General features: G+C 43.3%; 14 protein-coding genes and 4 tRNA genes. 6 read left to right on the plus strand and 12 right to left on the minus strand.

Annotated features, from left to right (window positions below; translation table 11 throughout):
* Window positions 1–20: 20 nt before the first annotated feature.
* The 4 genes from I2494_RS20575 to I2494_RS17555 all read right to left on the minus strand — a co-directional run bounded on the left by I2494_RS20575 (window position 21) and on the right by I2494_RS17555 (window position 6,980).
* Window positions 21–152 carry a hypothetical protein gene (locus I2494_RS20575; protein ID WP_267081335.1) on the minus strand — a complete coding sequence of 44 codons (132 nt, stop codon included), beginning with the start codon at window positions 150–152 and terminating at the stop codon, window positions 21–23.
* On the minus strand, window positions 149–1,783 hold the full coding sequence (locus tag I2494_RS17545) for a hypothetical protein (protein WP_218468373.1): 1,635 nt from the start codon (window positions 1,781–1,783) through the stop codon (window positions 149–151). Before I2494_RS17545 ends, I2494_RS20575 begins: the two co-directional genes overlap by 4 nt.
* A 28-nt stretch (window positions 1,784–1,811) precedes the next feature.
* The gene (locus I2494_RS17550) at window positions 1,812–3,989 is read right to left on the minus strand and encodes a type VI secretion system Vgr family protein (RefSeq protein WP_218468374.1); all 2,178 of its coding nucleotides are present in this window, start codon (window positions 3,987–3,989) and stop codon (window positions 1,812–1,814) included.
* A gap of 444 nt (window positions 3,990–4,433) precedes the next feature.
* Window positions 4,434–6,980, minus strand: a complete 2,547-nt coding sequence (locus I2494_RS17555) for a class I adenylate cyclase (protein ID WP_407657925.1) — start codon at window positions 6,978–6,980, stop codon at window positions 4,434–4,436.
* 365 nt (window positions 6,981–7,345) lie between these two features.
* Between I2494_RS17555 and hemC the strand changes: the two genes are divergently transcribed.
* The 5 genes from hemC to I2494_RS17580 all read left to right on the plus strand — a co-directional run bounded on the left by hemC (window position 7,346) and on the right by I2494_RS17580 (window position 12,397).
* Window positions 7,346–8,284, plus strand: a complete 939-nt coding sequence (gene hemC, locus I2494_RS17560) for a hydroxymethylbilane synthase (protein WP_218468376.1) — start codon at window positions 7,346–7,348, stop codon at window positions 8,282–8,284.
* On the plus strand, window positions 8,284–9,027 hold the full coding sequence (hemD, locus tag I2494_RS17565) for a uroporphyrinogen-III synthase (protein WP_218468377.1): 744 nt from the start codon (window positions 8,284–8,286) through the stop codon (window positions 9,025–9,027). Before hemC ends, hemD begins: the two co-directional genes overlap by 1 nt.
* A 17-nt stretch (window positions 9,028–9,044) precedes the next feature.
* Window positions 9,045–10,250, plus strand: a complete 1,206-nt coding sequence (gene hemX, locus I2494_RS17570; RefSeq protein WP_218468378.1) for a uroporphyrinogen-III C-methyltransferase — start codon at window positions 9,045–9,047, stop codon at window positions 10,248–10,250.
* Window positions 10,251–10,252: 2 nt separating this feature from the next.
* Entirely contained in the window at window positions 10,253–11,434 is a 1,182-nt protein-coding gene (gene hemY, locus I2494_RS17575; protein WP_218468379.1) for a protoheme IX biogenesis protein HemY, read from the plus strand.
* A gap of 582 nt (window positions 11,435–12,016) precedes the next feature.
* Window positions 12,017–12,397, plus strand: coding sequence for a DUF1294 domain-containing protein (locus I2494_RS17580; protein WP_218468380.1), 381 nt, complete (start codon window positions 12,017–12,019; stop codon window positions 12,395–12,397).
* Between the two features lie 92 nt (window positions 12,398–12,489).
* Here the strand turns inward: I2494_RS17580 and I2494_RS17585 are convergent.
* The 4 genes from I2494_RS17585 to I2494_RS17600 form a co-directional block, all read right to left on the minus strand.
* Window positions 12,490–12,566 (minus strand) — tRNA-Pro (locus I2494_RS17585).
* A gap of 39 nt (window positions 12,567–12,605) precedes the next feature.
* Window positions 12,606–12,691 (minus strand) — tRNA-Leu (locus I2494_RS17590).
* A gap of 41 nt (window positions 12,692–12,732) precedes the next feature.
* Window positions 12,733–12,808, minus strand: a tRNA-His gene (locus I2494_RS17595).
* A gap of 65 nt (window positions 12,809–12,873) precedes the next feature.
* Window positions 12,874–12,950, minus strand: a tRNA-Arg gene (locus I2494_RS17600).
* A 363-nt stretch (window positions 12,951–13,313) separates the two neighbouring features.
* On the opposite strand from I2494_RS17600, the gene sstT reads away from it, so the two are divergent.
* Window positions 13,314–14,567: a serine/threonine transporter SstT gene (gene sstT, locus I2494_RS17605; RefSeq protein WP_407657926.1), complete on the plus strand. Its 1,254-nt coding sequence runs from the start codon at window positions 13,314–13,316 to the stop codon at window positions 14,565–14,567.
* Window positions 14,568–14,634: 67 nt separating this feature from the next.
* Here the strand turns inward: sstT and wecG are convergent, their stop codons facing one another.
* The 4 genes from wecG to wzxE are packed head-to-tail and all read right to left on the minus strand — an operon-like array spanning window position 14,635 to window position 19,078.
* Window positions 14,635–15,363, minus strand: coding sequence for a lipopolysaccharide N-acetylmannosaminouronosyltransferase (wecG, locus tag I2494_RS17610; RefSeq protein WP_218468381.1), 729 nt, complete (start codon window positions 15,361–15,363; stop codon window positions 14,635–14,637).
* 9 nt (window positions 15,364–15,372) lie between these two features.
* On the minus strand, window positions 15,373–16,743 hold the full coding sequence (gene wzyE / locus I2494_RS17615; RefSeq protein ID WP_218468382.1) for an ECA oligosaccharide polymerase: 1,371 nt from the start codon (window positions 16,741–16,743) through the stop codon (window positions 15,373–15,375).
* Window positions 16,743–17,831 carry a TDP-N-acetylfucosamine:lipid II N-acetylfucosaminyltransferase gene (locus tag I2494_RS17620; RefSeq protein ID WP_218468383.1) on the minus strand — a complete coding sequence of 363 codons (1,089 nt, stop codon included), beginning with the start codon at window positions 17,829–17,831 and terminating at the stop codon, window positions 16,743–16,745. The genes wzyE and I2494_RS17620 overlap by 1 nt, the downstream gene beginning before the upstream one ends.
* Window positions 17,828–19,078, minus strand: coding sequence for a lipid III flippase WzxE (gene wzxE, locus I2494_RS17625; RefSeq protein ID WP_218468384.1), 1,251 nt, complete (start codon window positions 19,076–19,078; stop codon window positions 17,828–17,830). The genes I2494_RS17620 and wzxE overlap by 4 nt, the downstream gene beginning before the upstream one ends.
* Window position 19,079: the final 1 nt, after the last annotated feature.

Genomic DNA, 19,079 nt, shown 5'->3' on the forward strand with positions numbered 1-19,079 from the left:
CCTTTTTGTTTATCGATTAATCAGAACGCCCGACCAACTTGCCGTAAAAAAACACGCAACTCGTTGACATATTCAGGACACAAATAACCGACAGCGATGGCGATAAGTATCAGTACCGCCATGATTAGCCATTTTTTGGTAAACCAACTCATGCTGCCTCTCCTTGGTTTTTATCAGGAATAATGATGTGTTTGAGTAACGTATAAAATGCTTCTGGTACATCATCGTCCTCAATTTCAATGGTGGGCGTATAATCTGTTAGCGGTAGCCACTCTTCTTTCGGCTCATCAAACGGGTGGACAATATCCTGATGCACACTCCAGTAAGGATGTGAATAAAAGCGGGCGATACTGATAAGCTGTTTAAAAGACTCACCAGCCTGAGCAATCAAATCTTCACGGGCCTGCAACACCAGATAGAACAGCTTCACCATTTGTTGTTCCAGCTCATCATCATACTGTGCAATCTGGCTTGCTGATGGTGGATAATTCAGTGATTTTTGGCGTTCTTCAATTGACGAAATAATTTCACCCTGACGCTGATAATAAACTTCAGCTAATTGAACCAACTTCTCAACGCAAGAATTATCCACCAGCCTCATAATATCCTGAAAAATAAACATAAATGTACTTTGCATTCTTTCATCAGCAGGTAACGCAATACCTGCCATAAATGCATGGTAATAGCGATCAACCACTTCATTTAGTCGTTCATTAACGTTGGCTTCCAACAGGCTAAATCCCGACACTCGATACCCTTCAATAACCCAGAGTGGTTGAGGGAGCTTTTGAGCTAAAAGCGCTGCTGAATAATAGGCCTCAGAGGCATGTAAATACTCTTTGCCCATAAACCAGGCTCCCGCTTCACCAAACAGACTTTGAGTCTGTAGAAGCAGTTGCTGAGGCTCTAATGGGATATTTGTCGCTGCCTGCTGTGCCAGCCTGTAATTTTTAACCGCATCCGGAATATCGGCATTTTTTAAATATACGCCAGCCAACATGCTATACATGACAACTTGCTGATCGAACCAATTGTTTTTCGCTGCGATATCAATAGCTTTTTGCGCACGAACACCTAATTGACTGGTATTGCCGTTGCTTAAACCGATAAAAGTATCAACCATCAACTGCCTGAAACGCAGCATATCAACACCATCAGTAGTGGGAGACTCATTGAGGATCTGGCGCATCAACTCCATTTCATCAATATTAATTTCAATAAGATGAGTCAACTTCAGATGGTCATCAATCAGAGGTTGCCAGACTTGTTCTTCAGTAGTGTCAGTAACCACGAAGCGAATTCGGTCGGCAACCGGCGTAGCTAAACACTCGCCAAGCCAGGTAGTAAAGGCATTGATCTGGCTGATTTGCCCGGGCATGAGTACAATTGTCAGATAACGAAAAAACTGACCGTGATGAGCAATAAAGCTCTCTAATAACGCATTAAGTTCAGTAAAACGATAGCAGGGTGCTAATGAAGAATACGCCCACTTTTCACCTTCAATATCAGTTGATTCATAACGCTCAATAAATGCCTGCTCAATAGCGTGACAATACTGATAGGCAATTTCGTAAGGCTCCTGAAAATTGATAAACAGATCCTGAGTACTGTATTCATTATCCGGTTGCTGTTGTAGAGCAAAGAAACCGTGGATCAAACGATCGGACTCCTGAGGCACCCGCCAGATGAATAATCTTGCATCAGCGTTTGATGATGCCTCCAGCCAACGTTGTTCAATCTCTGCTATTTTTCGCTCAACCGGATTTTTGATTTCAACCGCCATAAATCAGCGTTCCCTTATTTGATAAGTTCTAGTTAAGCTCAATTTTGCCTGCATCAACACTCATTTTATCTGCCATTTCAACAACAAACTTGTTACCTTTCAGCGTAATAGTTCCATCTGACTTTAACTTTAATGATGAACCTCCACAGGTAATGTTGATTTCATCATCGCCGTTAATATCAATTACCTTGGCATGTGTTGACTGTTTTGCCGTCACATCAATCTTCTGATTGCCTGTGACATTCATGTCATGAGAAGCAGTAAACTTTTCAGTTAGCTTGCCGTTAACCGTCAGATTTCTTGCCTGCTTAGCCGTAATTGTTTGCACGCCGTTGATGGTGAAGTTATGGGTATTTTCGTAAGTTGTCGTTTCTGGTCCGGTAATTGTGACATCTTGTTTTTGGGAAACCTTAACGGTATGCGTTCCTTTAATTGTGGTTTCCTGATTACCATCGATGTTTACCGTTTCATTAACTTTGACATGATCGGTACGGTTCCCTACTACCTCAATTTTTTGATCGGCACCGACAGTGATAGTCTGATTGGCATCAATGTTGACAGTTTCATCCAGCACGACATGGTCAGTACGCTGGCCTTTAACATCAATTGACTGATTCCCTCCTACATTGGTGCTCTGATTTGACGTTACGTTAACCGTTTGGTGCTGACCAATATTTTCAGTATGGTCTTTATCAACGTCAGTAGTTCGGTTGTTACGCACGCTGGTATTCATATCGCGCTGTGCGTGCATAAACACTTCTTGCTTACCGTTTGAGTCCTCAAAGCGTAATTCGTTAAAACCGTCCCCTTTGTGGGTTTTCGATTTTATCGACATTTGAGTTTTAGCGGCGGGAAGGTCCAGCGGCGGGCTGTTTTTTCCGTTATAAGTCGTACCCATGACAATAGGTTGGTCAATATCGCCATTCAGGTAAGAGACAACAACTTCCTGGCCTATTCGTGGGGTGGATAAAAATCCAAAGCCATCACCATTCCAGTTTTGTGATACCCGAATCCAGCAGGATGCGTTCTCATCAGGTGCATCATATTTATTCCAGTGAAAATGAATTTTTATCTGACCATATTCATTCACGTAGATTTCTTCACCTGCTGGTCCAACAACGGTAGCAGTCTCATCACCATATACTGTTGGCTTGGGTGAAAATGGCGCACGCCAGTCAACTGAGCCCGGTATAAAACTAAATTGATTGGTTATTACCGCAACTGCATCAGAGGATTCTTCTGCCACTGATTGAGGCAATGTACCCCGATGAACGATACTAACAACTTGCCAGTTGCTGTTGATGGCATCGGCCGGATGTTCTGCAATAGTAAATATTTTACCCGGCATCATTTGAATACAATTACTTTCAGCCTGACCCGACAGGCTATTTGCCTGATGAGCTTCCAGACGATATTTGGCGTACTGTTGAGCCACACCATCATCATCATAACGGCCGTAGCTTTCATAGATAGTAAATAATGGACGTTTGCCTGGCTGCTTAACTTTGGAATCGAGTCCAACATCCGGATGGGAGAACTTATAGTCTTTCAGGTGAACAGCATTGGGCTTCATCCTGGCACCATACTGTAGTTTATGAATAACAGACTCACGGTTCGCACTTTGAGCATGGGCGTTATATAACAGATTTTCACCACCCGTCATGCCTGTACGGCTATCGCTGTAAAACAGTTGGTTTTCTTCAAACCAAAAAACAATTCCCTCTTCAGCTGCCAGACGGCTAAAAAAGTCATAGTCTGTTTCATTACGTTGGGTGGTGTATTCCCACTGCTTATGTGTGTCAATCAGCTTTGATTCAAATCTGATATTATATTTTTGTAATAATTGGTCCAGAATATCTGGAATTGAATTGAAATGAAAAATTCGGTTATCTTGAGTTAATGTTAATAACCAGAGTTCCGGACGGATAGTGAAAGTATAATAGGTCCGATGAAAACCACTGTCACCACGAAATGCTTCTTCAATAATGCCGTTAATGGTACGTTTTACTTGTCCATCAACCTTAATGGTAAGAGATGCTTTTTGTAAAAGTTGCTCATCCATATTAATATTGGCATCGTTACTGGCTACCTGAACCTCCAATTTAAACAAGGTCGATAACGCTTCCTCCAATGTAAAATCAACGACATCAAAAGTTGATTCAGGCAAATCGCCAACTTTACATGAGAAATATAAGCCAGTATCCATAAGTAACATCCCTATTTATGAATATTAAACATATCTAATATTCTTTTTATTACATGCGGTATTTTTACAAAAGCTATTTATACTCAGGATTAATATAACTTTGCATAATTAAAGCACACAAATACAAGACCTATCAATCCTGACATAATTACTAGGTAAGTAGCTTCTGCCATAAATATACAATAAATTAATATCATTAAATTTCATTAAAATTACAACGCGTCCAGAAACATTACATTCTCAATATATAAAGAATAATAAGCTGACAGAATATAGTGTCCCGGAAATTATAGTATTACTAAGTAAGATAAAATCAATCTAACCAATGACATCGATTTTTTGAGGAATGTATAAATTCTAACTAATTAACAGAAATTAATTATCATTAAAAATAGAAATAGGAGTGATTTTTAGAAAATATATAATGCATTACCAGAATGCAAATCAGAAAGTATGACTAAGAAGAATATCTTTTTTAGTGATCGGCACCGATGGCGCACTCAACGGTGAAATTGAATTGCTGTTGAAAGGGATAATTCGCGCTTCATCCTCGGACTGAATAATTTGATAAAACTGCGGCAAATTAAAGTTAACCGAACCCGAACCGTAAGTGAAACGTTCATGGGAAGAGGCGTAGAAACGACTAACATCGCATACCAACTCTTCAATACACCCCTGACAGTTCAAATAGACTTCAACCCGATTTAGCTCATCCAGAATATAGATATTGAACCCTTTATCCGTATCTTCAAAGAAGAACTGAATAATCCCTTCACTGGCGGAACCATCAATAATTTCGGGTAAATGTTCCTGACCCGCTTTTAGCTGAATCGGAATTCCATTCAGCTTATTGTTGGAAATTGCTCCATAAAATTCGACGGCATTTTCCAGCTTCTGCACCGAAACGCTCAGACGTTCAAAGAATAATCCCCAGGTTTGCCCGGCAAGACGCAATGCTTTAAAACGATTTGAATCCTGACGCGTACTGGATAAACGCAGGCTAATACATTCTGATACCAGCTGTTGCAGACGCGTCTGAATTAATCCACGCAGATGCTGGCTATAGCAAAAGACATCGACTGATTCAGGCGGTAGCGCATCCTGATGCATCTTACCCAGAATCGTTTTCAGCGCTTCAATTACCGCCTGGCTGCCGCTGAAATGCAGAGTACGAACCTCATTCCATGAGTTACGGTACAGTAAATCTACGCTGCCAATCAGGCACTGCTCCTGATTACCGAAGCTGAATACATCTAATTTTCCGAGGTCAAACGGTGGAGTATCTTGCTGCAACAGGGATTCTGTTGGATCATTTTCCAGATTAACAATCAGAGCCAGGTGCCGAATTTCACAAGGGCTGTATAGCGCTTTTGGTGTAGGTGCCGGTACTCTTAATGGAAAATGTTTGGCAATATCGGCAACAAACACCTGCAATTTATCATTGCTACAATACTGACTATTTTTAACATGCAGGTGCGTATCCGGCGTCAGTAAACCATTAAAATAGCTCCAGGCCACCAGTTTGCTCAGGTAGCGATTATATTCCAATGGCTGATGCCCAATAATAGAATCAACCTGTGGAGCCTGATTATACAAATACCATCCGGCACGATTTGCCCGATCAACAGGCACCTGAATAAACGTAAGGTTTTTTTCTGACAGGTCTGGTGATATTTGTGGGTTTACTAATGTGACTTTGCCCGGTAAAGCTTCAAAAGCGGCATATAACTTACGGGTTAGTACGCCAATATCTTGTGGGCTGGCACTAACGCTTAAATTATTACGGCGGGCAAAACGAATCAGGTTACGGTAGCTTTGCATCAAGGCATCCAGCAGCTCATTGTGTGCATCACGGACGCGTTCGATTTTCCAGTTGGCGCGATCGTCCAAAATCTGCATTCGTTCCGTATCCCAGCCCCAATCTCGGGTTAACTGACTGAGAATTTCCCGACGCCAGTTGCCCTGAGCCGGAATAGTATCGGTCGATTCAGACAGACGTTCACAAACCTTCATATAAAAACAGCGGCGAACCAGATCCAGACGGGCATCATCACCAATCGCCTGCAAATAGGTGGTCACTCTTTCCAGCATCATGTAATAGGCATCCAGACTGAAAGAGTCCAGTTCACCATTATGCAAACGCTGTTTAATCTCTATTGCCAACAGTTGTGATTGAGGGTATTGCCATGAATAGGTTTCAAGCAGCAAGGTTTTCAACACTGCTTTATACGGCGAGTCGATACTTTTATACAATTGCCACAGACTGGCACCAAAATACTCTTCAGCAGACAGCGAGCCTAAACCGCCCAGATCTATCCACTCATCGCGCTGTAGCGTTCCGTCAGCAAATAGCGCTGAAACATACTCTTCATAATTCATCTCCTGTTCATCAGGAACCACGTTCCATAAAACAGGTTTACCCGCTAAACGCACAGCACTGCGATAAAATTCATCTAATAACAGAATATGCAGGGTTGAACCGCAATCTTCGTTATCCAATTTACCGCTCTGATTTTGGCGGAAGCGGTTTTCATCAATCAAAAAGAAGTTAACTTCCACACCCAACGAAGCAGCCCACTGTTCCAGCAACAGGCATTTTGCCTGCAAAATAGTACGCTCGTTACCGTTTAGCCATGACTGGTGACAGATCCAAATATCCAGATCGGAAAACTGACTTTGGCCAACAGAGGAGGTACTTCCCATGCTGTAAACACCGGTAATCGGTAGCGCCTGGGTTGCATGTTGATTGAGAGGAATATCGGTGCTCTGACAGAAGTTGGCAAGATACTGTGTTTGAGCTTCATTAGGTGTATAGGCGCAGATACCGTTAGGAACGATACCATCCTGATAACCAGGCATTTTCGGGTGGTGATAATGCAAAAAAACGGGCAGCAGCATGTAAACCTGCCGGAAAGCAGATCCCATATTCGCCATAGCCCGATCGATACGTAATTGATTTAGCGTATCCAATCGCTGCTTTAATAGAGTCATATTAAGATGCAAGACGATTTGCCTGATTGATTCCCAAGATTGTTAAAGGAACTGCATTCTGGTTGCTCGTCCATTTAGCAAATACAATCGTTCATTGATTGCCAGAAACGTGATCAATTTAACACCTTGTGAGGTAGGCGTAAAGGTATCTCCCCCTTCTGTCACCGCTTCCCACACTATTTTGTTCACAATTCAATACAACATTCGAGGTAGATATCAGACCTTCCTGCTGAATAATAAATAATTTCAGCAAAAAGCATCGGGACTTCATTTCATTTCAAATATTGATAATTTTTATGCTGCGCTGACACCCAAGGCACCAACTGGTAGAATAAGACGACATAATAAAAAGGTAATGATAAAGCATGTCTACTAACACTATTCGTATTGCGACTCGCCAAAGCCCGCTGGCGTTATGGCAAGCACATTACGTCCGGGATCGCTTGTTAGCTTTTCACCCAAACCTGACGGTTGAATTGGTGACCATGGTAACTCGCGGCGATATCATTCTGGATACGCCTCTGGCTAAAGTGGGTGGCAAGGGGCTATTTGTTAAAGAACTGGAAATCGCCATGTTGGAAGGACGAGCAGATATTGCCGTTCATTCAATGAAAGATGTACCCGTCGCTTTTCCGGAAGGTTTGGGTTTAGTTACCATTTGCGAACGCGAAGATCCACGTGATGCATTTGTCTCTAACCTCTTTAATTCACTGGATGATTTACCTGCCGGCAGTATCGTTGGCACCTCAAGCCTGCGTCGCCAGTGCCAACTGCGTGCCCGTCGTCCAGATTTAGTCATTACAGACCTGCGCGGTAATGTTGGTACTCGCCTGAGCAAATTGGATAATGGCCAATATGACGCCATTATTCTGGCTGCAGCTGGCTTAAAACGCCTGAAGCTGGAACAACGTATTCGTAATTTTATGACGCCGGAAGAGTCTTTACCGGCGGTAGGTCAGGGTGCAGTAGGTATCGAGTGCCGCCTGAACGACCAAAGAACCCGTGAATTGTTAGCGCCGCTAAATGATGCTGCAACAGAAATTCGGGTGACGGCTGAACGAGCCATGAATGCTCGTCTGGAAGGCGGATGTCAGGTGCCAATTGGTAGCTATGCCGTGCTGGAAGGCGATGAACTTTGGCTCAGGGCGCTGGTTGGCGCACCGGATGGCAGTAAAATGATCCGCGCAGAATGTCGCGGCCCTGCCTCCAATGCTGAAAAGATGGGCATCGCTCTGGCTGAAGAACTACTCAGTCAGGGAGCCGATGACATTCTGCAACGCGTCTATCAGGATAGCCAGTCCTGATGACCATACTGGTTACGCGTCCCTCTCCTGCCGGTGATGAGCTGGTTAAACAACTCATTGCGCAGGGGAGTAATGCCTGCCATATCCCATTGATTCGCTTTACCCCTGGCGATGAACTTAATAAGTTACCTGATTATTTAAATAATTTACGTCAGGGTGACTTACTGATCGCGGCTTCCCAACATGCGGTATATTACGCAAGGGACAAATTGCTCGAAGAGTGTTATTCCTGGCCTGATAGTATAGATTATTTGGCTATCGGGGAGAAAACTGCCGGAGAACTTGAAAAAGTAACAAACTATCCGGTGGCTCGTCCTGAAGGTCGCGAAATCAGTGAACAACTGCTAAAATTACCTCAATTACAGCATGTTGCCGGAAAAAGAGTGTTGATCTTGCGTGGAAACGGCGGTAGGCCATTTCTGGCAGAACAACTTCAAAAACGGGGAGCTGAAGTAACGTTTTGTGAATGTTATCAACGTCACCCGATAGCTTATGATGGCGAGAAACTTTGCCTTCACTGGCAACAGATGAACGTTAACACGCTGGTAATTACCAGTGGAGAAATGTTACAACAACTGTACGAATTGGTTCCTGAACGCTATCGTAGCTGGTTACTTAGTTGCCAATTGCTGGTAGTCAGTGAACGACTTGCTGCTCTGGCCAATACTTTAGGCTGGATGCATTGCCAAATTGCAGATAATGCAGATAACGATGCGCTATTGCGTGCGCTACAACAAATTTAACTACGGGATGTGCCAAGATGACGGATTCAACGACCCCATCAGCACCAGTTGAACAAGAGAACGTGTCAGCTGAAAAAGAAACAAATACTCAAACGCCAAAAGTCAGGCAAGGTAGCCGGTCTGGTGTTGCATTAGGAGCGATCGCGATCGCTTTAGTCATTGCGCTTGGCGGTGGTCTTTATTACCACGGTCATCAATGGGCTGCATCCCAGCAGGCAACAATACAACAGTTACAGGCTCAAATTGATACGCTGAAAACCGGTCAATCTAAAGAAGATGGTCAGTTATTAGCATCACAAAATGAATTTACTCAGCAGCTGAAAAATACTGAAAAGCAGATAACCGAGCAAAATAATAAGCTAAACGCTCAAATATCAACGCTGCAAGAGCTACAAAATAAGGTTACCACTATCGCTTCCAGTGATAGCAAAATATGGCATCTGTCTGAAGCTGATTTCCTGGTCAAAATGGCGGCTCGTAAGCTGTGGATTGAGCAAGATGCAGCGACAGCAATCAATATGCTAAAAAGTGCAGATAAATCACTGTCTGAATTTAATGACCCTAGCCTAAGTGAGGTTCGTCAGGCAATTATTCAGGATATCAACTCTATTTCAGCGGTAAGCCAGATCGATTTCGACGGTATCGCCCTGAGATTAAATGAACTCTCTGATCAAGTGATGAATCTGCCATCCGCCAGCACTGACTGGGATAATGCGCCGCTGGATAAAAGCAGCACCGAAGTTAGCGGTGAGCTGAAAGACTGGCGTCAGAATTTGAAAAACAGCTGGCATAACTTTATGTCAGAGTTCATTACCATTCGCGCCCGCGATGTTCCGGCGAATGAACTAACCAGCCCGCTGTTAACACCCGATCAGGATACTTATCTGAGAGAAAACCTGCGCTTAAAACTGTTAATTGCAGCCAGAGCAGTTTCTCGTCATCAAAGCGAAATTTATCAGCAATCGCTGGACAGCGTGTCTACCTGGGTTCGCGCCTACTTCGATCCGGATCACTCGTCAACTAAAGCGTTTTTAAGCCAGCTTGATGAGCTCACTCAGCAATCCATTAATCTGGATATGCCTAAAGAACTGAAAAGTCTGTCGCTGCTGGATGCCGTAACGAGAAAACGTACTCGTGATATCGCACCGCCAGCACCGGTTTCAGCTCCAACAACGGCACCTGCCCCAGAATCAGCCCATCCATCCAGTAATCAGGAGGGTTAAACATGCTGCGTTTACTCTTTCTATTATTGATACTGGTTGCAGGCATAGCGGTAGGTCCGATGTTGGCAGGACATCAGGGTGCAGTAATGATCCAAACGGATAATTACGACATTAAAATGAGCGTAACCGGTCTTGCTATCCTTATCGCACTGCTGTTTATCGTTCTGTTCTGCCTTGAGTGGGTACTACGCCGTATTTTTCATACCAGTGCGCGTACCAAAGGTTGGTTTATTGGTCGTAAAAGCACTCGCGCGCGCAAACAAACCCGAGCTGCAATGCTTAAGCTGACCGAAGGTGATTTCTCTCAGGTTGAGAAATTACTAACCCGTAACGCTGACCATGCAGAGCAACCGGTGGTGAACTATTTGCTGGCAGCTGAAGCTGCACAGCAAAATGGTGACACTCAACGCGTGAATGACTACCTGAGCCGTGCTGCAGAGCTGGCGGATACCGATCAACTTCCGGTTGATATTACTCGCATCCGCATTCAATTAGCACAAGGTGAATATCACGCTGCACGACACGGTATCGATCAGTTACTTAATGATGCTCCACGTCATCCGGAAGTATTACGTTTGGCTCAGCAAGCCTATTTAAAAACCGGTGGCTATGCCTCTTTGCTGGAAATTATTCCTTCTATTGAGAAAGCTAAACTTTATGACGAAGATACGCTGGAAACCCTGCGTCTCGATACTTACATCGGCTTAATGGATCAGGCCATGTCAGAAGGTGGTAGCGAAGGGCTGAAGCTATGGTGGAAGAATCAGCCACGTAAAGTGCGTAATAACCAAACGCTTCAGGTTGAACTGGCTTCCCATTTCATCGATTGTGATGATAATGAGCAGGCACAAAAGATCATTCTGGACGGTTTAAAACATCAATATGATGAAAGGCTGATTCTGTTAATTCAAAAGCTGGAATCCGGCAATCCTGATCCGCTGGAAAAAGAGCTAAAAATGCAGATTCAGGAACACGGCGCAACACCACTGCTAAATAGTACATTGGGTCAACTGTTAATGAAGCACGGTGAATGGGAACAAGCCAGCGCAGTATTGAAACAAGCGATTGAGCAACATCCCGATGCCAAGGACTATGCACTACTGGCAGATGCTCTGGATAAACTAAATCGTACACAAGAAGCCGCACAAATACGGCGCCAGGGATTAGCACTCTCCCTGAAGTAACAATGATTTCAATCGCAATGAAACGGGCTCAGGATATGAGTCCGTTTTTATTTGTCCTGAATATCCTCTAACTTAATCAGAGGACAACAAATTTCAGACAAAAAAAACACTTGCCTATAAGGGCAAGTGTGAGAAAAAAATCAGGTCAAAGGACAACATGGTGGTGTCTCACTCAACGTTATGTCTAATGTTTGATGACAATGTCATCATAAAGCTAGACGATAGACACCATTACTCGGCTCTGCATCATTCATTGGATTATGAAGTGGTTCTTAAACCAACTATCATAAAAAGGAGAATGAGCATCTACATATAAGATAATGCACTTATCATGCCAACTTTTACTAACTCAGATAAGAATATAATAAATTAACGTAACATATTGATTATAAAATCATTATTTTTGTGTTTTGTTTTTACTACTATTTTTATACTTATTCCGCAGAGCACAAAGCGCATGGACAAGACGTCTCTTTTTAGAGACACCTAATTCCTGTTATATATTTATTCAATATAATCAATTAATTAAGTGTCTTTAAGTAACGACAAAGCAAAGAAAATATAGAAGAGATCAACGACAGTATGAAATCACGGACAGATACCAACAAAAAATACAGAACCTCTAGCCTCACCACCCTACTGGTGATTATCTTGTTTATATCTGCTATCGCGCTGGCATTTTGGTTTGGCTGGCTGCCGTTACCAGTTGTGATTTTATATGCCACATTAAGCCTGATAACCTTTCTGTTCTACGGTAAAGATAAGTCTGCAGCCAAAAACCATACCTGGCGTATTAAAGAAAGTACGCTGTTATGGCTGGGTGTCATCGGTGGATGGCCTGGAGCTCTGATGGCACAACAATTATTCCGCCATAAATCGAGCAAGAAGTCATTTCAATGGATGTTCTGGATTACTGTTGCGATTAACAGTGCGATTCTCATTTGGTGGTTAAGAAACCGGTAATCCAATGAATTAAACAGAAGAGAGTGATTATCAAACCACTATTTAAAACGCAGATAAAGAAAAACCCCGCAATATGCGGGGTTCTCAAAATTTGGTCGGCGAGAGAGGATTCGAACCTCCGACCCACTGGTCCCAAACCAGTTGCGCTACCAAGCTGCGCTACTCGCCGAATCAGGCACTACTTTTTATTTGTTATTTTAAATTCGTGTGGTGCGAAGAGAGGGACTTGAACCCTCACGTCCGAAGGACACTAACACCTGAAGCTAGCGCGTCTACCAATTCCGCCACCTTCGCAGTTACACAAAAATCTAAAACTTACTATACCAACAAATTAATGGGGTGGCTAATGGGACTTGAACCCACGACAACTGGAATCACAATCCAGGGCTCTACCAACTGAGCTATAGCCACCATAAATTCTTTGCTCAACCCGGTATCCAAACCTTGGACATTAATCACGCCCTGCGCACTGTTTATGGCGCGCCCGACAGGATTCGAACCTGAGACCTCTGCCTCCGGAGGGCAGCGCTCTATCCAGCTGAGCTACGGGCGCGCAGTGCGCCGTTGCGGTGAGGATAGTACGGATTTAGAACCCATCTGTCTAGCCCTTTTTTCAGGAATTTTTCTAATTGCTCACTTCATCAACGATTCGGCTACTTTTTTATCACAAAACCGGGGTAAAACATATTTTACTCATAATTAATTTATCTTTATTGCTAATTTTTGCTTCCAGAATTCCTCAACCTCTTTTAAAGTCAGAGTCAGCGAATGAGAAATACATTCGCACACTAATAAAAGCAAACACAGATTTCCGGTCAGCTAAACATCACCACACCTGGTGACGGTGCTTTATTTGCACAAAAACGCCCGGAAAGACAGGCTTAGGAAATAATATCTATTTTAGGGATCAACCACAGTGAGTAACATAAAAAAGCCATTTGGCTTTCTACGCGGTAGCCTCGTTACCCAAATATTGATAGGCATGTTGGCCGGTATTATTCTGGCACTTGTATCACCAAGCGGCGCTCAGGCCGTTGGCCTTTTAGGTAACTTATTTGTCAGTGCATTGAAATCTGTTGCACCTATTCTGGTCTTTATTCTGGTTGCCTCTTCTATTGCCAACCACAAAAAAGGCCAGAAAACCAATATGCGGCCAATTGTTATGCTGTATCTGATTGGTACTTTTGCTGCCGCCTTAATTGCTGTTCTGGGTAGTTTTTTATTCCCGTCGAAACTATTGTTAGCCACAACCAATGCCTCACTGAGCCCGCCTGGCAGCGTAGTTGAGGTTCTTCATGCGGTACTGTTTAAAATGGTGGATAACCCCGTCAGAGCCCTTATGGAAGCAAACTATATTGGCCTTCTGGTTTGGGGGATCGCATTAGGTGTGGCTTTACGCCATGCATCTGATACCACCAAAACCGTCGTCAGCGATCTCTCTTACGGTATTACTTTTATTGTTCGTTTAGTGATCCGCTTTGCTCCTATTGGTATTTTTGGTTTAGTCTCAGCAACGCTGTCAGACCCTGAAACAGGCTTCTCTGCATTTCGTGGTTACGCTCACCTGTTAACAGTATTAATTGGCTGTATGGCAGTGGTAGCGCTGGTACTTAACCCACTAATTGCATTTATTATCACGCGTCAAAACCCATATCCATTAGTGTTTACCTGCCTGCGTGATAGCGGTATTCCCGCCTTCTTCACCCGGAGCTCTGCGGCAAACATTCCGGTCAACATGACCCTGTGTAAGAAGTTAAAACTTAAAGAAGAAACCTACTCTGTTGCAGTTCCTCTTGGTACAGCTATCAATATGGCGGGTGCAGCGGTAACAATTACGGTATTAACGTTAGCAGCTGTATACACTTTAGATATCACCGTTGACATTCCTACCGCATTATTACTGAGTGTTATTGCCTCTATATGCGCCTGTGGTGCATCAGGTGTCGCCGGTGGCTCTCTGCTACTGATTCCTGTTGCCTGTAGCATGTTCGGTATTCCGAATGAGATTGCGATGCAGGTTGTTGCTGTAGGATTTATCATTGGTGTTCTACAAGATTCCGTAGAAACCGCAATAAACTCATCCACTGATGTGGTATTTATTGCAGCAGTCTGTAAAGCTGAAGAGCAAAAAGAGGCGGCTATGGCAGCTTCTGCAATAAAAGAAAACTAATAATTGTTTGAGTTTAACCAATAAAAAAAGCCCGAAAGGGCTTTTTTTATTGGTGATAACTTATTCACTAAAGGCGATTGGTGTAATGGTAAACAACATACTTAAGCAACTTAAACTGCCGGCGCCAGCGAGTTGGCTGGGCAAGTAACCGATATAACCATTCCAGCCCCATATTCTGCCATACTTTTGGTGCACGCTTTACGTGGCCAGTAAACACATCATAGGTTCCACCAACACCCATATACAGCGCATCAGAATAGATCTTACGGCAATCACGCATAAACATCTCTTGCTTTGGCGATCCCATCGCAACCGTCACAAATCTTGCTCCGCTGGCACGAATGCGTTCAAACAAAGCCTCGCGATCTTCCGGTTTGAAATATCCATCCTGACTACCAACGATATTTACATTCCACTGACTTTTTAGCTTTTGCTCAACCTCTGCCAATATTTCTGGTTTTCCCCCCACCAGAAATACCGGTACGCCCTGCTTTCCAGCCTGTTCCATTAATGCTTCCCAGAGATCGGCACCAGCGATACGCTGTACATCAGCATCCGGATATTTACGACGAATAGAACGTACGATGCTGATTCCATCAGCATATTTATACTCAGCTGCATCAATCAATTCACGCAAAGGCTTATCCTGCTCTGCGGTCATTACCTTCTCAGCATTGATCGCAACCAGCGTTCCGGTTTTCATATCGCTATCATCAAACAGATAGTCAACAAACTGAGCCATGTTGCGAAAGCCCCATATATCAATACCGCGAATACTATATTTAGCAATATTCACTCTACTCTCCTAACCTGCTTTCGCATTATCAATGTTTACCTGCCCGGAAGACAGAGAACGGCGGACTCGTTGGCGTATCATGCCGCAGGCATCAAAAATCCAATACAGCAGCTTCGCAATAATCAAACATAATCCAAATATCAAAGCAAAGAAAACAACTCGGGAAACAAAGGAATCTAAACCTTCCCGGGCTAATACGATGATGTTAAAAACCGCACCAAAGCAGAATGCCTGCATAATCGCACCTTTATAGCGATTGGTTTCGGTTCGTCCCTTCTCATACACCCAGTCAAACCATTTAATAATCAAACCAACCAGTACCGCTCCCAGAGGGATAAACCATACCCCCCCCATCACCACCAAGGAACCGATCAGGGTTGGTGATATCGCCAGACCAGCATGATAATCCAGCACTTCCCAGGTAAAGTAATTGGCAGTGTTCACGACCAAATTAGGCCTGTCAGGCCATAGCCAACCGGGAATAAATACATAGAAATCACGGACAATGGGAGCTAAACCCTGAAACTCTATCTTGTCGTAATTTTGCAATAATAATGCCAGATTCTCCCATGGGGAGAAGGTATCCCGAGTGAGATACAAGAAGGTATAAAAGGCCTCTGCACCAGATACATTCATGCCATAACGCTTTAACGCCAGCCAGAACATACCTACGACGCCAGCAACACCCGCCATGACCAACATCCATAAAGTGATGTGTCCACGAGCAATGCCAATAAACAGAAACAGGGAGAAAGCAATCAGGATGTTGGCCCGCGTTCCGCCTACAACCACATAGGTCAGAATCCCAAAGGCAACGGTACTTATCAAAAACAAAAACCAGCTGCGCGTATTTTCTTTCAGAAAATAGACAACCAACATGGCAGGAATAAAGAAATAGAAAAAGCGTTTTAACGCAACGCCAGAAACATCACTGGAAAATATCTGGCTATATTTTTCTAACTTAAACAGTAAAAAGCCATTTTGCAGGAAAAATATTCCAACGGTGATAATCGCTACTAAAGCTAGCAGCATCCAGGTTAGATTGGTTTCGACACGATTCATATTAAATAGTGCCGGACGGGGCTTATCACTCGGTTTTAATAATCGGGTTTTATAGCAAACATAATAAATAGCATAAAAACAGGTCGCCGAAAGTAACGCATTAAGTAATGAATCAACTTCAACTACCTGTACATCAAATTGAAAAACCAGCAAACAGGTTAACGGAAAACCAAAATAGAACGTTAATAAATAGAGCAGTGAAAATAATACGTTAAAATTAAAACGCACTTTTCTAAACTCTTTATACGTTAAGGTCAGAATGAATATCAGTGATATCAGGTAAACAACAAACAAACCACCAAACTGTGCAGGTTCCATTATTTTACCTCTCCGGCAGCCACAACCAGTGCCTGCTTCCACCCACTAATATAGTTAGGGTTAAAAAAGGCGATATGGCTTTTATCCAGTGTAGCGATTTTTTCCTGAATATCCCGAACACTTTCCATATCTATCTTATCGCCATAAAACAGAAATGGAATTTTCTGCTCCTGAAGGTCATTCCAGAACGGATTATTACGGCTCACAACGAAAGGCACTCCGCTTTGAATCAGCAAACAAAGCGTACCGATTCCCTGCTGACGATTAAAAATGAAATAGCCTAAATCACAGCCAGAAAGAATCGATAAATATTCATCAAAAGGAATTTGCTCCGTCAGCAATGTTACCTGCCCCTGAGGAAACAACTCCACCGCTTTAACGCTAATCTCTGAAATATAGTTATGATTATTCGCCGGGTAGCCCAGCGGAATAATAATTTTCACCCGATCGTTATCAAATTGACGGTGAATTTCCTGTAACACTTCAATATGGCGATTAGTACGATCGCCGGAATTACCCACCAATATTGTTAACGTCTTCTTGTGGCTCTTATCAATTAGTGTTGGTTGATAGTCAGGATCCATTCGGGTTGGAAAATAGAGTAATGAACAGGGTGTATCAGGATGGCGTTGTTGGTAATAGTTCAAATCACCCCGAGTGGCAAAAATATGCCCCACCTTTCCCTGAGCGACACGGCGCAACCGATAAAACAGACGAAACTTCCAATTGCTGGAATCTTCATACAAGTCTGCTCCCCAAATGTGCCAACTAACACGTTTAGGATTAATTTTATTGAATAGCAGAGCAAGCCACAATTTGGCATTAAACTGACCATGAAATAAAAAGCGTGCGTCTGTATCCACTTTTGCCCGCACAATCACTGCCTGAGCCAGCGATGCTTTATCATCATAGCCTTCAATGTTTAGCTGGTTAAATGACTCAAATGACGAAGTGTCCTTTGCAGCAACCATAAAATGTTTAACATACTCATGGGGTACCTGTGCTGATAAAACATCGTTAAAGAAACGCAGCACCGTTAAATTATGGTGGGGTATATCAGAACCCAATATATGAATCAAAGTCGTCATGATCGTCTACGATAAATAAAGAAAACGCAGCTACAAAGTACAAAATAGATAATATAGGTAGCCATATAAGATTGGGCTGCACCCACGGCACCATTTTGCGGTATCAACCAATGAGAAAAACCGGTTAGTAAAGCAAACTGACTCACTTCCGTCAGGATATAAAACCGTAATGATGCCTTAGCAATCACCAAATAGCCAAAAACATACGAACCCACTTTTAAAACATCGCCCACCAATTGCCAGGCAAACAGATCGCGCATAGCGACAAACTGGCTGGAAAATAGCAACCAAATGGCAAAATCACGCAATAACCAAACGCTAAAGCTAACGATAGCCACAACGGGTAAAACAAAGCGCAGCGAGCGTAAAATTTCCCGTGAAATGTCAGACTTATTAGTCAGACGAGAAAGGGTGGGTAGCAGATAAACGGTAAACGAAGCGGTAATAAACTGTAGATATGCATCGGAAATACTGCTGACGCCCTGCCAAATGCCAACATCATCCCAGCTGTAGTGCTTTGCCAGCAAATTTCGCATCATCACATAGGCAACAGGTAACGTCACTGAAGTAATCAATGCCATGATGGTGAATTTGCCCAGACTACTGGCCAGTGCTTTGTCCCACATTGGCTTTAAATAGCTAACAGGAACGGTTTTTCTGCGCCACAAAATAAAACCAGCAGGAATAACGACCAGTGCAGGAACCAGCGCTAAACCAGCTAAGGCGCCTTGATAACCACCCAGATAGTAACAAACCAGGTATCCAACTACGCCAAACAGGCTGCCACCAATAACACCGAGTGCATTACCTACCGCATCACGATAACCTTTTAAAACGGCGAGGAAAAAGTTAGCGTAAGCAATTCCCATCTGAATGAATGCAACCGATCTGACTACATTCTGATACTCAGCATGGCCAAATAACCCTACGCTGATAGGCTCAGCAAACAGTAAAAATATAACTGCCAGCAGAGTAGAAAAACCTAACACAATACTGGCGGATGTTCCCAGTGCTTTACGCAACTGTTCCGGTTCTTGCTGGTATTGAGCAACGTAGCGCGTAATACCATTAAATATCCCGGCTCCTGATAGCACACCCAAGACAGTAATTAATTGACGAAAATTACCTGCCTGCCCGACACCACTGGGGCCAAAAGAGACGGCCAACAATTTAACGATCAATAACCCCACGCCGATTTTAATCAGCGTGGAGGCGGCGGTCCAAATTGATGCTTTAACCAAAGACATA

The organism is Limnobaculum allomyrinae, assembly GCF_016649425.1.
Lineage (GTDB): Bacteria > Pseudomonadota > Gammaproteobacteria > Enterobacterales > Enterobacteriaceae > Limnobaculum > Limnobaculum allomyrinae.

What these genes read in the sequence shown, in the direction of transcription:
- I2494_RS20575 (WP_267081335.1), bottom strand. Translation starts at nt 152, where the DNA reads ATGAGTTGGTTTACCAAAAAATGGCTAATCATGGCGGTACTGATACTT.
- I2494_RS17545 (WP_218468373.1), bottom strand. Translation starts at nt 1,783, where the DNA reads ATGGCGGTTGAAATCAAAAATCCGGTTGAGCGAAAAATAGCAGAGATT.
- I2494_RS17550 (WP_218468374.1), bottom strand. Translation starts at nt 3,989, where the DNA reads ATGGATACTGGCTTATATTTCTCATGTAAAGTTGGCGATTTGCCTGAA.
- I2494_RS17555 (WP_407657925.1), bottom strand. Translation starts at nt 6,980, where the DNA reads ATGACTCTATTAAAGCAGCGATTGGATACGCTAAATCAATTACGTATC.
- hemC (WP_218468376.1), top strand. Translation starts at nt 7,346, where the DNA reads ATGTCTACTAACACTATTCGTATTGCGACTCGCCAAAGCCCGCTGGCG.
- hemD (WP_218468377.1), top strand. Translation starts at nt 8,284, where the DNA reads ATGACCATACTGGTTACGCGTCCCTCTCCTGCCGGTGATGAGCTGGTT.
- hemX (WP_218468378.1), top strand. Translation starts at nt 9,045, where the DNA reads ATGACGGATTCAACGACCCCATCAGCACCAGTTGAACAAGAGAACGTG.
- hemY (WP_218468379.1), top strand. Translation starts at nt 10,253, where the DNA reads ATGCTGCGTTTACTCTTTCTATTATTGATACTGGTTGCAGGCATAGCG.
- I2494_RS17580 (WP_218468380.1), top strand. Translation starts at nt 12,017, where the DNA reads ATGAAATCACGGACAGATACCAACAAAAAATACAGAACCTCTAGCCTC.
- wzyE (WP_218468382.1), bottom strand. Translation starts at nt 16,743, where the DNA reads ATGGAACCTGCACAGTTTGGTGGTTTGTTTGTTGTTTACCTGATATCA.
- I2494_RS17620 (WP_218468383.1), bottom strand. Translation starts at nt 17,831, where the DNA reads ATGACGACTTTGATTCATATATTGGGTTCTGATATACCCCACCATAAT.
- wzxE (WP_218468384.1), bottom strand. Translation starts at nt 19,078, where the DNA reads ATGTCTTTGGTTAAAGCATCAATTTGGACCGCCGCCTCCACGCTGATT.